This is a genomic window from Candidatus Poribacteria bacterium (genome assembly GCA_021295715.1).
Classification (GTDB): domain Bacteria; phylum Poribacteria; class WGA-4E; order WGA-4E; family WGA-3G; genus WGA-3G.
Genome location: JAGWBV010000130.1, coordinates 1,371 through 17,542, shown reverse-complemented (window position 1 = coordinate 17,542; position 16,172 = coordinate 1,371). Strand labels below are relative to the sequence as shown.

Sequence of the window (16,172 nt, the reverse complement as noted above, 5' to 3'; positions counted from 1 at the left end):
TTCCCACAATTGCCTTCTGTTGACGGAGATTCATTAACTATTGATGGAGATATTCTGCGGGATCTACTCCACAAAACCGAATTTGCCGCGGCGACGGAAGATGTTCGCTACTTCCTAAATGGACTCTATTTTAATTTTTTTCCAGATAAAACGGAAGTCGTCGCAACCGATATGAGATGGCTTGCGCTCGCACGTTGTGAACCCCTCACGACGTCGGAGAACGTAAAAGGGTTCATCATCCCACTCAAAGCCGTTAAAGAGATCGCTCGGACTTTCGCTGAATCTGCGGGAGTGCAGATCTCAATTTTTGAAAATCAGATTCTCTTTGCTGATGAGAATGCGACCTTAACCACGCGGCTTGTAGAGGGAGATTATCCGCCGTACCAGAAGATTATCCCTGAATCGGCGGAAGGTAGAGCCGTAGTCTCCAAAGAACAGATGCTGCATGCAGCACGGCGCGTTGCGTTGCTATCGAATCCGAAGAACTATGCGATCGCTTTAGATATCGATACGGAGCAGGTCCAGATTTCGGCAAAGACTCCGGAATTAGGGGAGGCATACGAGCCGATTCCTGTAGCGTCTGGTACTGGACGCATACGGATTGGCATCGATGCCCGTTTGCTGATAGGGACTTTGGGACACGTTGAGGCGGAATCACTCGCAATAGAATTTAAAAGTGAAGTGGAACCTATCGTCTTTAAACCGATCGGTGAGGAAAATCACATCTGTCTTGTAATGCCGATGCGTTTGGAATCGTAGAGACGAATTTAGGAGTTACGAGGTCCGTAGACATCACCCTACAAGATAGGGGTAGAGGTTTTTGCGCGCCTTTGCTTTCACGCGCAGACCTCCCGAAAGAACGATCTTTTTTCCAAAAAAACTTGACATCCCTTCCGTTTTATGGTATTATTATATACCTGATGCCGAGATAGCTCAGTCGGTAGAGCAGAGGACTGAAAATCCTTGTGTCGGCAGTTCGATTCTGCCTCTCGGCACTCCCTTTCTAATCACAACAATTTTCTAAGCCGGTGTAGCTCAGTGGAAGAGCAACTGATTCGTAATCAGTAGGTCGGAGGTTCAAATCCTCTCATCGGCTTTTGGTTTCGGCAGCGACATCTTCCTCAAGCGATTTGATATTTGCTAAGACAGTCGGGTGTGGCTCGATTTTATACACTGTTCGGTACACTTCCAAGGCAGCCGCTTTATCTCCAAGGAAACTCGCATAAATTTCACCCATCCGTTCCCACGCACGAACTTCCTCCGGATCAAGCTCCACAATCTGTTCATAAACTTGTAGCGCATCGACATACTGACGCGTTTCGATATCCTCTCGCTCAAGCGCAGATGCGCGTGAAAAGAGCAGTCGGACGAGATCGTCAACGACCTCGTTCATCTCAGGCATCTTTTCATGTGCCTGCTCTAAGAGGGTAATCGCCTCCGATTCGAGTCGCGTAACCTCAGCCAAATCCTCTTCGGTGAATTCCCTATCAAGGAACTGATAAGTCTGTAGCATTCTGGCATAGGTTCTCGACAACTGGAGGCGAGCAAGGATACCGATAGGTGCTTTTTCAGAAGCGATGTTTAAAAGCTCGGGATCGTTTTCAATTGCTTTCGCATAATGCTCAGCGGCTTGTTCAAACTGCTTACTCCCCTGATAGAGAACACCGAGGAGATAGTGTGCTTCTGCACTGTTTGGCGTATTCTTGAGTACAGCGAGGAATTCTTCGGTGGCTTCTGCAAGCATCCCTTCATCACGAAATAGCTTGCCGCGTAAGAGACGGACTCCGGCATCGTCAAGCTGAATGCGCGATGCATATTCCAAACGTGCCTTCGCATCTTTCAACCAATTACTCTGTGAATAGATTTCCGCAATACGGAGATTGGCGTGCAAACGAACTTCTGCGCTCGTCTGTGAGACACCATTTATAGGGATCTCTCGGATTTCATCTTCCGTCCCCAGTGCTTGTAATGCCTGCCAATAGTAGAGGGCAGCATCGGCAAGATCCTGTTTCTTATAGAGGGTATCTGCCTGCTGGATGAAAGCTCCTACCTGTGACAACGGGGGTGCTTCGGATTCAGCAGTACCCCGTCGAATATAGAAAAACGCAACACTTCTGCATAAAAAAGCCAACTCCGTAAGGAGACTAAGGATTTTGGATTAAAGGGCATATTCACTCCTTTGTGCCATTAGAGAGCATAAGGGAATAGAACGGTTGCTTTGGCGGACACTCAAAACAACACGCTACTGTGGACGTTTTTCAATATCTTCAAGAATACCAATCATCTCCTGCGGACCAACGAACCCGGTGAATCGCTTGAGAACCGTCCCATTCGCATCCATGAAAATCACCACAGGCAATCCGGGAATCTGATATTTTTCAGTTAGTGCTTGCGTCGTTTCGGAGCTCACATAATCATCGAGTTTCGCAGCGACTGCAGGATTGGCATACGTCTTATGATCAAGTTCTTTACACGCAGCGCACCAAGAGGCATAAAAGTCAAGCATTACGAGTTTATCCTCGCGCTTGGCGATTTCAAATCCTTCGGCTTCGTCGTAAACCCAATCCAAGTGGGGTCCAGCGGGTTGTTGGATACCTCCAACAAACATATAAGCCCCCAATACAGCCAGCAAAAGACCACACGCCTTTCGGAATTGCATCCGTCGAGAGATACCCCTGAAACGTTGCGTTAACTTGCCGAGCCACACACCAACGAGTACGAAACCACCGGCAATCGCGAAAAATGGTAACGAGTTCTGTAGGAAATCCAGCAGCGGTGGAAATACATCTTTAAGAAAGTAGAGTGCCATCGTAATAATGGCAATGCCGAAGACGTTCTCCAAAACATACATCCATCCACCTGAACGTGGTAGTGCGGAAAGCAATCCAGAGAATGTACCAATACCGATAAAGAGGAGTCCCATGCCGAAGGCGTAAGTGAACATGAGCCAGAATCCGAGAAAGAGACTTCCCGTCGTCGCGATATAAGTTAGCACGACTGCCAACGCTGGTCCCGTGCAAGGTGCGGCGATCACCCCTGCGACTGTCCCCATAGCGAACGCGCCTGCGAATCCGGCACCTCCAACGGTGTTCAGACGGTTCTGCACCGTATACGGCAACCGAATCTCAAAAACACCGAACATAGACAACCCCAAGGTCACAAGAATGAGGCTGATGAAACCGACGACCCACGGATTTGCCATTATCTGCCCGAAAACTGCGCCTGTCGACGCAACCGCCACGCCTAAAATCGCATAGGTTACAACGATCCCGAGCACATACACAACAGAGAGCAAAAACGATTTGAATAAACCAGCAGACTCGTTGGCACCGAAAACAGAAACGGTGATCGGTATGAGTGGGTAAACACAAGGGGTCAAACTGGTCAAAATTCCGCCTGCAAACACGAGTAGAAATGCGAGCCAGACGCGTCCACCAGAGAGTGCGCGTGCGAGGCTCCCTTTGTCCGCTCCATCACCGGGCGGTGTACCGAATTCGATACTGGCGAAAACCGCTTCATTAATCCGCTGAATTGGGTCTTGAATGCCAACAATTTCAATAGGGAGCGTGAAAGTGAGCACTTCGGGTAATAGACACTGTTCATCGTTACATGCCTGATATCTGAGTTCCACATCCAACATCATAGGGTTGAGTGGAGCAGTTTGGCTTAAATCGGCATGGATACCGATAGTAATGGTATCGTGATAGACTGGGGCTTCTCCTATTGAACCGAGTGCCAAGACCTCACCCTTGGGATATACGACTTCACCGATAGTAAGATACGGCATATCGGGAAAAATGACCTCGGTGGCGATCAACCCTTCACCGGCAGGATTGGCATTGACATGCCACCCTTTGGTAATCTCAACGACGACAGCAATTTGGAATTGGCTACCCGGTTGCACCTTGTCAAGTGAGAGGTACCCCTTTGCTGAGAGTTTTTCAACAACTGGTTTTTCACCAAATCCGAAATCCCCGAACTGTGCCTGTATAGGCGTAGGGGCTACCATTATGAAAAGCACTAACAACCCACAGGATAAATATTGATGAAATCTGATGGTTTCCAACATCGGTTAATTCTCCTGAGCGGAAGCACGCCATCCCGATGATCGAGATCGCGTGCCTTCCGAAATTACCTCGGTTCGAGCACAACGCAAGGCAGAATCATCTCTTCAAGTGAAACACCGCCGTGTTGGAAGCTGCCTTGAAATATTTCTTTATAGACATCGAATTGTCTTTCATAAACGAAGTAGTAGTCCTCTTTTGCGAGAACATAACTTTTTCGTGCTTCTTCACCGGGTAAGCGATACGCGCCCGGTTCCTTTATGACCCATCCGGCTTCCGGCGAACACGAGATGTTTTTACCTTCTTTAAACCGAAGCCCCGTCGTGAGTTCAGCTTGACTTGACACCTTCGCGGCATTTCGACAGAGGACCGAACCGTGGTCAGACGTTAAGACGACGGTCATACCGCGTTCAGCCGCAATCCTGAACATTCTATAAAGATGTGAATGCTGAAACCATGTTTGTGCGAGCGTCCGAAACGCTGCTTCATCTGGCACCAGCTGCTGTAGTAAATCTATCTCATGCCGTGTATGTGTCATCATATCAAGGAAATCAACAACAAGAGCTGTCAAACTTATCCTGTCCGTAACGTTTAGCCAGTGCAGATATTGAATCTCGCCGCGTGTATCAAAAATTTTGAAGTAATGGAGAGGGGGTTTGAGAAGTATGCCGTGCCGTTCAAGTTGCAAGCGCATCAGATCTTTCTCATAACGGTTGATACTCGTGTGCGCCGTATCGGGTTCTGCATATAGATCGGGGTGCCTTTCAGCAAATTCAAGCGGAAACAACCCGCTAAAAATAGCGTTCCGTGCATAACGGGTCGCAGTTGGAAGAATGGAATAATAGTAATCTGTGGTTATATGAAACAACGGATACAGCAAAGGCTCGATTTTCAGCCAGTGGTCCAACCGCATACAATCCATAACAACAAATAGGACCTGCTTCCCCGCCTGAACTTCAGGAATAACATATCGATAAACGACATCCACAGATAAAGTAGGTGATGCTTCACCCGCGAGCCACTGGTGATAGTTGGCTTGAATATAGTCAGCGAACGCAGCATTTGCCTCTCGTTTCTCTATCTCATGGATGGATTTAATTTCATCGACGTTCTGAAGCGTGTCAAGTCTCAAATCCCATTCAACGAGGCGAACATAGGTATCGATCCAGGTCTGCCAATCGTCGGTGGCATCGCGCCCTCGCGTAGCCCCACCGGATATCTGTGCCCTGTTAAAGTGTTGAACATAAGCCTGTGGGGTATATGCTTCCCGTCCTGTCTGTTTTTCAAGTACAAAAGCAAGCGATGTTTCTAACTGTTGAGACGAGGTTTCGTCCGGATCGTTTGCTGCCGTTATGAAGATACTGTCAACATCGTAAAGGCTTGCTTGCTGTAAGACTTCCTGTTCCATTTCTCGAGTTAAGAGAACAATAGGAACATGTGCATTTACACTCCGAATATGCGCGAGCGGATTCTCCTCTCGCATCGCTCCATCATAATTCAACAGGACAGCGTGATAGTCTTCATTCTGGAGTAACGTAATGCCTTCAGTAATAGTATTTGTTATAGAAAGGTCGTATCCTCGATATTCCAGAAAGCGGATGTAGGGGTTGGTTGTTATATTGGTCTGCTCTTGAGGACGTTGACTCTTAAGTTGCGGGTCAGATTGCTCTACATCAGAGATCTGGTTATCAATCCACAGAAGCCTCCATCTTTTTTCCTGCATATTATGCCCCCTTTTTATTGGCGGTCAGCAGTCAGTTTTCAGCAGTCAGAGGAATGGCTGTCGGCGGTCAGTAAAAAGCAGGGGTGCTATTCTACTGAAGCGAAAAAACTAAATACTCGAAATAAACCGTCCTGGATTCAATAAACCCGTCGGATCGAATTTCGCTTTAAGCTGTTTCATTAAATTGAGCGTTCCTTCAACGGAACCCCAAACGTCAATGTGCCGTTTGAGTTCAGGCGGTGCAACTTCTATGATGAGATTTCCCTGCTTCGACATTGCGGTTTGACGGAGTTGCGACAGGGCATCCGCAAGCGATTGGTAATCCGTGTCGGATGCGACAGGAATATTGACGGACAACACACCACTCCCGAGCAATGCCATCATCTGAACATCAGACATCCAATCCGCCTCCATAATTTGTGCAGCAAATTCTGCGAGATCGGTGCGCTTCAAGTTCAATTTGGCAACCACGACTTCGGTATTTTTGTTATCTGCTGAGAATTCCTGAACAGTCTCCTGAAGGTGCTGTAACGATTCGTCTTCTACAATTGTCACACCTATCGCACCGTTTTGTTCCATAATTCCTTGGCACTGCGCCAATTGCCACGTTACAGTCTCGGGATCGCCACCGAATCCTGTCACCAGCCTCGGTTTATTTTCATTTGTGGGTTCCATAGTTGTCTCGCGCGTTGGATCTGAATTGACAAACAGATTTACAAACATCGGCAGTGTTTGTGAACCAACAATGCTTAAACCGGTATCAGCCGCATCCTGAACGTTCTGAAAATCCGCAGTCAGTATCGCTTGCCGAACGGGTATGGGAGACAACTTGAGGGTTACTTCGGTAATGATACCGAGTGTCCCAAACGCCCCAATATAAAGTTTATTGAGATCGTAGCCAGCGACGTTTTTCACCACTTTGCCACCACTTTTGACAACGGTGCCGTCTGCGCGGACAACTCGCAACCCCAAAACCTGATTTCGGGCGGTCCCATATCGCAAACGGAAAGAGCCACTCGCGTTTGTCGCGACTATTCCACCGATGGTGCATCGGTCTGCGGACGGTGGATTCAACACCAGATACTGCCGATGTTTCGCCAACTCGGTCTGAAGGTCCTTCAAACGGATACCGGCTTCCACAGTCACCGTTAAATCCGCCGGTTCATATTCCACCACACTATTCAGGCGTGTTGTTGCCAGGACGACATCCACCTTCTGAGGCAAATTTCCGATGCCAAGTTTCGTGCCTGCTCCCGCCGGCATAACGGACAAGTCCTGCTTTGCAGCGAATCGAAGGACATCTTGGATCTCTTGGACAGATGTCGGTAAAACGACTGCTTTCGGCACATATCCATCAAAAGTGTAGGCTGTGACCTGCTCCTCTGAAAGGATGCTGGATTCGCCGACAATATCTTTAAGTTTATCGTACAATTTTCTAATTTTTCCTTGTGGTTAAACTAATGTACGCCTGAAGTATCAAGTACATTCCTTAAATCTGAAGACTACCCAAGCAAAAACCCCAAAATTTGTGCGTAGCAACTTGGGTTATGAATAAGTAGCATTACCCGCCGTTAGATTTGTCTCAAAGGCTTACGCATCAGGATTCTTCGTGAGGATTCTTATCTCAAATCCTTCTATTTTTTCTGTTTGATCTGTTTTAACGGGTGTTTGGTAAATGGAAAAATCTTTCAAACGTTTCACGCTCCGTTCAAGCAAAGATAGCTGCGCGCTCACTTTACCAAATTCTCGGACAGTGCTGATAACATCAGCTTTGGAATAGGTTTTGATTTAAAAACTCCCGGCTGCGTCATATGGCAAACCCAACTTCTCATAAGATTCGGCTGTGGGGAAAATCTTTCCGGGATTGCAAAGACCCGTAGGATTAAAGACTTTTTTGACAGTTGCCATTACTTGCATATCAGCAGAACTGAAAATGAGCGGCATATAATCCATTTTTTCGACGCCGATACCGTGTTCACCCGTGATTGTGCCACCGACTTCGGCACATACCGTCAGGATTTCTTTGTTGACATGCTCTACACGTTCACACTGGTCAGCGTCTCGCTCGTTAAAGAGAACGATAGGATGAATGTTGCCGTCCCCTGCGTGGAACACATTCGCGATGGGGATCTGATACTTCTCAGAGATCTCTGAGATCCGCCGTAGCACCTTGGGAAGTGTCGTTCGTGGCACGACGCCATCTTGAGTGATATAATTTGGCGCGAGTCTTCCGAATGAACCAAACGCGCTTTTTCGCGCCTTCCAGAGTTGCTGTCGCTCCGCCTCATCTTTGGCGTAATCCACCTTCCGCGCGTTGTGCTGTGTGAATATCTCCAGAATCTGATCGGTCTGGTTCTGCATACCTGCCTCAATCCCATCAAGCTCCACAATCAGAATCGCTTCGGCATCGAGCGGGAACCCGAACTGGAAGGCTTCTTCCAACGCACGAATGACGAGCGTGTCCATCATTTCAAGGGCAGCCGGAATAATACCTTCACCGATAATCGTTGAGACAGCGTTAGAAGCATCGTCCATTGTCTCAAAGACAGCGAGTGCGGTTTGGTAGGCCTGCGGGTTCCGGGTCAGTCGGACGATGGCTTTCGTTACGATTCCAAATGTGCCTTCGGAGCCGATCATCACACCGCGCAGATCATAGCCGAGTGTTTCTTCAACAGCACCGCCCAATTCCACAATTTCACCATCCGGCAAAACGACTTCTAACCCGAGTACATGGTCGGATGTAACACCGTATTTCAGGGTATGGGGTCCACCGGAATTTTCGGCGATATTCCCACCTATCGTGCATGCCTTCTGGCTTGATGGATCTGGCGCGTAGTGATAGCCTTTGTTCTGCACCGCCTCTGTCAACAGGAGGTTAACTACACCGGGTTCAATAACTGCGCGTTCGTTTTCAAGATCTACTTCCAAGATACGATCCATCCGATTGAGGGCAATGATAATTCCGCCTTGGACGGAGAGCATACCGCCACTCAAGCCGGTGCCGCCGCCACGGGCGATAAACGGCGTGTCGTATTTATTCGCCAATTTTACGATATCCGATACCTGCTGCGCCGTATCGGCGAAGACCACGACATCCGGCATCGCCTTAAAAGAAGGAGCGGCATCGCATTCATATACCGACAAGGCAGTCGCATCCGTCAGCACATTTTTAGATCCAAGGCTTGTAGAGAGGTCAGCAATGAGTTGTTCTTTTTGGTCCATAGTCTATTCCCTCTGCATGGCAATTTCTGATTACATGTACTTAGTGTATCACAATTGTGGTTGAATGTCCAATTAGAAATTTAGCGAGTGTTTCCAGTATTTTTTTATCGTATTTCGGTGTCAAAACCCCCGCAATTCATTCGGGGGATGTAGACACCGCCCTCTTGAAAAGGACCAAAACGTTCATTTTCCCCTTGACGTTTGGTCCAAAATTGTGGTATAATTAAAGGGTCAGGTTGTCTGCCTCCCACTTGATAGGGGATAAACACCTGATACCTGACAGTCCATGCGAAACACAAAACATAAACTTTTCAAAGACAGGTTGCTAAAATATCTGCATGACGAACTCAATATCTGTGGCGTTGTGCGTAACCACTTCCTTGCGTTGTGTATGCGATATTACCGACGCTATGGTAAAGGGCTTTCGTATGGCAAAATGTCTTCCCATTTGACGAAACTCAAGAAACTTGAGAAGTATCAACAGTGGAATATCCCGTACTCGTGGGCTTTGCAAAATGTTTTGAAACGATTAGCACAAAGTTTTCGTGAAATGAAAACACTCGGTAGAGGTCACCCGCAGTTCAAATCATGTAAAAAACACAAAGGGATGACCTTTAGCGGTGAACAGGTCAAGATTGCGTATTTGCTACCGAAGCAGAAAAACCAAAGAAATCACCCGACGTATCAAATCCGATTAAACGGACGTTGGTATCGGTTCGCCTTACACCGTCCGATACAAGGCGACATCAAACGTGTTCAGGTTACAAGGGATGCCCTCGGAGACGTGTATATCACCCTCACAGAAGACTATAGCGAAGTCAAATATGAACCCAAGACAGGTAAAGCTGAAGGGTTCGACTTTGGAATCAAAGACTTCCTGACTGGCAGTGACGGTGAACGCTACGGTTCTCCGATGTTCTACACACACAACGCGGATAAGTTGGCGAAAGCACAAAAGTCACATTCTCGGAAAGTCAAAGGGTGTAACAACAGAGAACGGGAACGCAAGAACGTTGCCCGTATCCATAAGAAAACTGCCAATCAGAGAACAGACCACCATTGGAAACTTGCGATAGAGCTGTGCAAAAAGTTTGATATTCTGTTCTTTGAAGACCTGAACCTTCGGGGTATGAAAGCCCTTTGGGGAAAACAAGTCTCTGACCTTGCCTTCGGTGAGTTCATGCAGAAACTCAAACACCAATCCAAAAAACGGATTCGCTCCGTGTTGAAGATTGACCGCTGGTCTCCGACAAGTAAGTGCTGTTCTGTGTGTCAACATAAAAATGATAACCTCACGCTCGCAGATAGGAACTGGACGTGTCCAGAGTGTCATACACACCTTGACCGCGACCAGAACGCTGCGATGAACATTCTCAAGGAAGGGATAGCTTCCTTTGGCTTAGGAGTCGTCAGACCGATTGTCCTGTTCAACAGGATTGTCGGCATCTCCGTTGAAGCGTCCAGTCCGCTTCTCAAATCCACAAATGCTTCTGCTTAACTTTTGCGGAAGCCCCCGAATTCATTCGGGGGTCTATCACTTGTTATAGCGGTGTGGCGCGTGTTATAATTTATGAGACTGAAGGCAATTTACCGAATATTGCTTATGGGGTGCGATTAAAGCGAATCGGTAATTCGGGTTAAAGCCGAACGGATATAAAAGATGTCTGTCCTATTAATTCAAGATGCTTGGAAGTGAAGCGCAGATTACAGATTCAGTTCCTGCTGAAATCTTCCTTGCGATACTGTCTTACAGCATGCTATAATGAAGATTTAAAGGAGGACTTGGCTATGAAATTGTCTATGATTCTCGTATGCGGAATTTTGTTGTGCAGCACCATCGGAGCAGTCTCCGCTGATGTATGGACGGATCCGTTTGACGGTAACGAACTCGTTGAAGAGTGGGAATTCCGCGATTATCGCGACGAGGTTACAACCTTAGAAGTCAAAGATGGCTTCCTACAGATGACCAATCCGAAGGGCGGATGGGGACACACGACCCCTGACAAACCGATGCTCGAGCGGGAAATTCCGAAAAGCGCGGCGAAAGACATAATAGTGAGCGGCATTTTTTCCACGGAACCGGATACCCCTGCAGACTCATGGATCGGTATTTTCCTTTATAGCGACGACGACTTGAACTATGCGTGTCTGCTGTTTGGTGGCGAAGCCAATCAGCCACAAAAAACTCTCATTGGTAGCATGGTCCAAGGAGGTTGGCAAGACAAAGGACACTTCCAGACAGGTTTTGATGTCCCGCTTCATCTCAAGATTGTCAAAGAGGACGATCTGTTCTCTGGTTACTATCGCGAAAGTGAAAAAGATGAGTGGACCCTCTCTGGAGACAAGACGTGGAATCACAAATTTGATGTGGAGCGCGTCGGTATCGGCTTCATGAACAGTTGGGGTGGTCAAACAGTTACATTTCTTGTTGACACACTCTCCATTGAAGGCGAAGGGATTGAACCCATGTCAGTCGACGCAGATAGCAAGTTAACGACGGCATGGGGTGCTCTCAAAGCGAGTCAATAACAAAAACACACGGACAGCGGCTGGCGAGGATTGTATCTTCGCCTATCCGCAATGTCTAAGTAACCGTATTTTTACTATAACAGGACTTACGCAATTTTGACTTTATCAGTCAATATCCTTGGAAACCCAAACTAAAAGTTTTGCGGCGTACTCGCCCAGATGCGACGTGCATCATGCTACAAAAGAGCGGGAACCTGCGTAAGTCCTATATAAAATGGGGTGGCGAAAGCACTGCCCCGAAAGCAGTTCTTAATCAAAACCGAATCGTTTCAAAAGACAACGCTTAAATGTGCTTACGGAGTATAAAGCCGAAGGATAAGGAGAAATTCTACCGTCATGTCCATCCCCAAAATGTCCGTGAACAATCCTGTTTTAGCGAATATGTTAATGATTATCATCATCGCTTTCGGGGTGTATGCATGGATAAACCTACCCCGAGAACTCACCCCAGAAATCGCATTGCAGAGCGCGAATGTAACGACGCTGTATCCGGGAGCATCCCCGGAAGAAGTTGAAAAACTCGTCACCGCCCCTATTGAAGACGCTATTGAGGAAAATGTCAGCAAAATCAATCTGCTGTTCTCTAACTCTTCGGAAGGTAGATCTGTGATCTCCGTCGATTTTGAAGAGATGAGTGACCGAGATTTCGACAAAGAACTTGAGAACCTACGCACTGCTGTAGAGCAGGTGAACGAACTACCAGCAGAGATTTTGGACGATCCGAAAGTTGAAGAATTGGATGTCTCCTCTGGTTTTCCGATGTTGACGATTGTTGTGGGCGGCACCATTTCGGAAACGCAGATGCGGGATGTTGCTGAAAACCTTAAGGACGACATCTTAGACATCAAAAACATTGCCTCCGTCCGAATCGCAGGTCTCCGTGAGCGGGAAATATGGATTGAGGTGAATCCCGATCGGTTGAAGGCGTATCATATTCCCATTGCCTCTATCATCACGGCACTTGGTGCCAGTAATTTGAATCTCCCTGCTGGCACGATGGAGCTTGGTAGCACGGAGTTCATGGTGCGGACAATGGGTGAATTCGCGAACCCCGACACAATCGGTGAGACTATCATCGCCGTTCAACCGACGGGTACACCGTTGCGCTTGAAGGATGTCGCAACCGTCTCGGACACCTACGCAGAAGCGAGAACCTTATCCCGTATTTATGGAGCCCCGTCCATTAGTTTGAGTGTCCAAAAAAAGACCGAGGGAAATACCATTGCATTGGTTGCCGAACTTCGGGAACTCGTTGAAAAACGAAGAAGCGATCTCCCTGAAGGTGCCGAATTGACAGCGGTCAACGACTATTCGGTTATTCTTAAAGAGCGACTGGGGATTCTTGAAACAAATGCGTTTTTCGGTTTGATGCTCGTTGTGTTAATGCTCCTTCTCTTTATCGGATGGCGGAACGCCGTATTCGCTGCGCTTGGGATACCGGTAGCGTTCATGGCAACCTTCTGGTTTATGTCTGTGGGTGGCTACTCCCTCAGCGGTGTCTCCCTGTTTGGACTTATTTTAGTTGTAGGGATTGTTGTGGACGATGCTATCGTCGTGATAGAGAACATTTATCGACATATCGAGAGAGGTGAATCCCCGAAAGTCGCGGCTATTCGCGGTGCGGAAGAGGTTGGATGGCCGGTCTTAGCCGCCAGTTTGACGACAATCTGCGCGTTTGGTCCCTTGATGTTCATGTCTGGCACTGCGGGTCAGTTCATGCGGGTTGTGCCAATCATGGCGATTCTCGTTCTATTGGCTTCACTTTTTGAAGTGTTTGTGATTTTACCTGCGCACGTTGCCGAGTGGGGTAAAACGAAAACCCGGACAGGACGGAGCAGATTTGAAAATATCCGCACTCGATCACCGAATACCTTTGCCCTCAGTGCCTATATCATCGGATTTTTTGCGTGGTTCGGCACGGTTTTTGACCTTATTCGGAACCGGTATGTGAGAATCTTGAAAGTAACGATTCGTCACCGGTATGCCTTTGTAGGGAGCGTCCTCTTTATCGGCTTAATCGCCTGCTTTGGCGCGTTTGTAGTTCTTGACAAGGAATTGTTCCCCGGTGAAGATTTCCCACAATTCTACGTCAAAGCCGAAATGCCACCTTCTTATGGCATGCAGGAGACAACAGCCGTCGTTGCGCAACTTGAAGAAGCCGCCAAAACACTTCCGTCAAGTGAAGTCGCTGCAATCGTCAGCAACATCGGTTTACATACACCGACCTCGGGTATGATGGAAGGCGTTACCTATGGGTCAAATTTCGGGGAGGTTATTGTTGAGCTCACACCAAAACAGGAACGCACTCGCGGTGTAGATGACATCATCGCAGAACTGAGGACGAAAACTACAACTGTTAGTGGAATTGAAGAACTAAATTTCATCACACAGGAAGGCGGTCCTCCACAAGGACAAGACGTTGAAGTGAAAGTAAAGGGACCGAGATTTGAACAGCTTATTGCACTCAGTGATACCCTTAAAGCATCCCTCTCGCAAATGGACGGTGTCTACGACATTCGAGATGACTTTCGTACGGGTAAATCCGAACTGCGTATCTACCTGAAACCGGAAAAGGCACATCAGTACGGGTTAACCACATTCCAGATTGCCCAAACAGTGCGCACTGCTATTGAGGGAGCCAAAGCGACAACTTATCGCGAAGCAGACGAGGCGATTGATGTCATCGTCAAATATGAAGAAGATACCCTCACTAATTTTGCAGAACTTAACAATCTGTTAATCGCAACCCCTACCGGTGCGATTGTTCCACTCAAGGATGTCGCGGATATCACAGAGGAGAAAGGCTATTCTGATATCCGCCGATTTGACGGTGAACGGGCGATTACAGTTTATGCCTCCGTAGATAGGGCAAAAACCACACCGTTTACGGTAAATCAGGCATTAATCGGTACATTCGCTAATGTCGAATCTCTATATCCGGGATATCAACTCGATTTTCGAGGGCTTTTCGATGAGATTATAGAGTCCTTTTCCGAGTTGTGGAAATTGTTCATTGTTGGGCTGTTGTTAATCTATGTTGTGTTAGGCGCGCAATTCAAATCGTTTATACAACCGATTATCATTATGTTCGCTGTCCCGTTCGGGATGATAGGTGCGATGGTTGGGCTCCTGCTTGCCAATGCGACGCTTAGTATGGTCGCGATGTTTGGGATCGTCGCGCTCTCTGGAATTGTGGTGAACGATTCTATTGTGCTCATCGACTTCATCAATTCATACCGAGAACGGGGTCACAACAAGTGGTATGCGATCCTGAAAGGTGGGTATGTCCGATTACGTCCGATTATTCTCACCTCGCTGACGACAGTTATCGGACTCATTCCGATGGCAGTCGGTCTCGGCGGCAAATCACCGATCTGGATGCCGATGGCATATACCATCATCTTCGGACTCTCACTTGCAACGACGATGACGCTCTTTGTGATGCCTGCGCTTTATGCGATCACAACAGATCTGCGTGGACTCGTCCTGAGAAATCCGGAAGAACGCTTCCGAACCGTTTCAGACGAAGACCTATTCGGTGCTGCGGTCCCGGCTGACGATTAGAAAATGATAAGGCGAGGTTTCTAACCTCGCCTTATACACTTTTTGCCTTGTAGACGAAACATCTGCATGTCAACACTAAGCCCCAAATCCCGCATAGTGATAGCACCCAACGCCTAAAGGCATGGGCTTCGATTTCATAGCGACTGCGGTTTTCTCATAGAGTCGACCGTCTTATTTTCGCTCCACCCGTAGGCGATTACCCAAAGGGTGAAAAATCCCTTTAGGCACATCATGCGAAAACTTTCATGGCTATCCCCGCCTACCTCTCTTCAAATGGAGAGAAACGTTAGAAAGGGGGTAGCAATACAACGTGCAGACTTTCACCTCTGCTCCGATTCAAGCTTTCGCTCAATTACGCGTGAACTACCCAGTATATGTTTTTAGAGTGGTATCACACTCAACACTTTTTGACTTCCTTTGACCGAAGCGGACACCTCCCCAACGAGTGTTGGGGGTCAAAGCGGTGTCCAGAGTGTTAGTATAATTATACTAAATTTTAGGTGAATGTCAAATCTTTTTTGAAACAGTTAAGTCGTTTGCGGGAAACCTATATCCCAAACCTAAAGGATTGGGCTTTACGCCCGAATGCCCGTAAAATCGGATCCCCATGTCCATCCCCAAGATATCCGTAAACAACCCTGTTTTAGCGAATCTCCTGATGATTATAATCATCGTTTTTGGGTTGTACGCATGGATAAACCTACCACGGGAACTCACCCCAGAAGTCTCAGTCCAGAGCGCAGTTGTGACAACACTATATCCAGGAGCATCTCCAGAAGAAGTTGAAAAGCTTGTCACTGCTCCTATTGAAGATGCTGTTGAGGAGAACGTCAACAAAGTGGACCTATTGTTTTCTACCTCTTCAGAGGGGCGTTCTGTTATCTTTGTCGATTTTGAGGAGATAAACGACCGGGATTTTGACAAGGAACTTGAAAACCTACGCACCGCTGTTGAGCAGGTAAATGAGTTGCCAGAGGAGATTTTAGATGATCCGAGGGTCGAAGAATTTGATATCTCATTTGGTTTTCCTATTTTGACGATTGTTGTAGGTGGAAATATTGCGGAAACGC

General features: G+C 47.5%; 10 protein-coding genes and 2 tRNA genes. 7 read left to right on the top strand and 5 right to left on the bottom strand.

Going from position 1 to position 16,172, the window contains the following annotated elements; all coding sequences use genetic code 11:
• The 3 genes from dnaN to J4G07_21365 all read left to right on the top strand — a co-directional run.
• On the top strand, positions 1 to 759 hold a 759-nt coding region (gene dnaN, locus J4G07_21375; protein MCE2416536.1), incomplete at its 5' end, for a DNA polymerase III subunit beta.
• Positions 760 to 922: 163 nt separating this feature from the next.
• Positions 923 to 995, top strand: a tRNA-Phe gene (locus J4G07_21370).
• A 29-nt stretch (positions 996 to 1,024) separates the two neighbouring features.
• Positions 1,025 to 1,096 (top strand) — tRNA-Thr (locus J4G07_21365).
• Here J4G07_21365 and J4G07_21360 read toward each other — a convergent pair.
• The 5 genes from J4G07_21360 to J4G07_21340 form a co-directional block, all read right to left on the bottom strand.
• Positions 1,088 to 2,059, bottom strand: coding sequence for a tetratricopeptide repeat protein (locus J4G07_21360; protein ID MCE2416535.1), 972 nt, complete (start codon positions 2,057 to 2,059; stop codon positions 1,088 to 1,090). The two genes, J4G07_21365 and J4G07_21360, sit on opposite strands and share 9 nt — an antisense overlap.
• A 183-nt stretch (positions 2,060 to 2,242) precedes the next feature.
• Positions 2,243 to 4,069: a sulfite exporter TauE/SafE family protein gene (locus J4G07_21355; protein ID MCE2416534.1), complete on the bottom strand. Its 1,827-nt coding sequence runs from the start codon at positions 4,067 to 4,069 to the stop codon at positions 2,243 to 2,245.
• 62 nt (positions 4,070 to 4,131) lie between these two features.
• Entirely contained in the window at positions 4,132 to 5,787 is a 1,656-nt protein-coding gene (locus J4G07_21350) for a PglZ domain-containing protein (GenBank protein MCE2416533.1), read from the bottom strand.
• Between the two features lie 108 nt (positions 5,788 to 5,895).
• Positions 5,896 to 7,218, bottom strand: a complete 1,323-nt coding sequence (locus J4G07_21345; GenBank protein MCE2416532.1) for an FAD-binding oxidoreductase — start codon at positions 7,216 to 7,218, stop codon at positions 5,896 to 5,898.
• Between the two features lie 357 nt (positions 7,219 to 7,575).
• Positions 7,576 to 9,009, bottom strand: coding sequence for an FAD-binding protein (locus J4G07_21340; GenBank protein ID MCE2416531.1), 1,434 nt, complete (start codon positions 9,007 to 9,009; stop codon positions 7,576 to 7,578).
• 436 nt (positions 9,010 to 9,445) lie between these two features.
• On the opposite strand from J4G07_21340, the gene J4G07_21335 reads away from it, so the two are divergent.
• The 4 genes from J4G07_21335 to J4G07_21320 form a co-directional block, all read left to right on the top strand.
• On the top strand, positions 9,446 to 10,507 hold the full coding sequence (locus J4G07_21335) for a transposase (protein ID MCE2416530.1): 1,062 nt from the start codon (positions 9,446 to 9,448) through the stop codon (positions 10,505 to 10,507).
• Between the two features lie 290 nt (positions 10,508 to 10,797).
• Positions 10,798 to 11,538, top strand: coding sequence for a hypothetical protein (locus J4G07_21330; GenBank protein MCE2416529.1), 741 nt, complete (start codon positions 10,798 to 10,800; stop codon positions 11,536 to 11,538).
• 336 nt (positions 11,539 to 11,874) lie between these two features.
• Positions 11,875 to 15,102 carry an efflux RND transporter permease subunit gene (locus tag J4G07_21325; protein ID MCE2416528.1) on the top strand — a complete coding sequence of 1,076 codons (3,228 nt, stop codon included), beginning with the start codon at positions 11,875 to 11,877 and terminating at the stop codon, positions 15,100 to 15,102.
• Positions 15,103 to 15,760: 658 nt separating this feature from the next.
• On the top strand, positions 15,761 to 16,172 hold a 412-nt coding region (locus tag J4G07_21320), incomplete at its 3' end, for an efflux RND transporter permease subunit (protein ID MCE2416527.1).